This window comes from Paenisporosarcina sp. TG20, assembly GCF_000286315.1.
In the GTDB taxonomy this organism is placed as follows: domain Bacteria; phylum Bacillota; class Bacilli; order Bacillales_A; family Planococcaceae; genus Paenisporosarcina.
The window spans coordinates 1-580 of sequence record NZ_ALJG01000011.1 but is presented as its reverse complement, the minus strand read 5'-3'; the positions used below and the strand labels follow the sequence as shown (position 1 = coordinate 580).

Below are 580 nucleotides of genomic sequence, written 5' to 3'. Positions count from 1 at the left end.
ACTAAATAGTATACAAAGATCGGGCATGTCGACTTGTCATACCAAATCCTGCTTGTTCAAGTTGTTCTAATAGTTCATTACTGTAAGAAGGAATAAGTAAATCATTTAGTTCTATTGGTAACTCCATTTCACAGTGAATGGTTGCAAGTTTTTTAGATAATAGTAACATTTCAAGATTTTCTTCAATTTTCTTTTGTTGGCCAGGCTTCAACTCATGTAATGAATCAATGACACCTTCAACTGAACCATAAGTTTGAATTAATTGTAATGCAGTTTTCGGACCAATCCCTTTAACTCCAGGATATCCATCACTGGAGTCCCCCATAAAAGCTTTAACATCAGCAAAAACTGACGGTTCAATTTCATATTCATCTAAAAAACGCTCGTATGTATATTCATCATATATGGAATACCCTTTTTTCGTAAAGGCTATTTTAGTTGTTGGAGTAAGTAATTGGAGTAAATCTTTATCCCCACTTACAATCGTAATATTTGCTTCATCTTGCCATTTGCATGCCATAGATCCGATTAAATCATCCGCTTCCATACCGATTTCACCAAAATTTTGCCATCCAAGCAT

1 protein-coding gene is annotated in these 580 nt (G+C 34.5%); it reads right to left on the bottom strand.

Features of this window, described 5'->3' with window-relative positions; translation table 11 throughout:
- Position 1: 1 nt before the first annotated feature.
- Positions 2 to 580 (bottom strand): 5'-3' exonuclease H3TH domain-containing protein (locus B371_RS20875; RefSeq protein ID WP_019412339.1); only part of this gene is annotated, 579 nt, incomplete at its 5' end.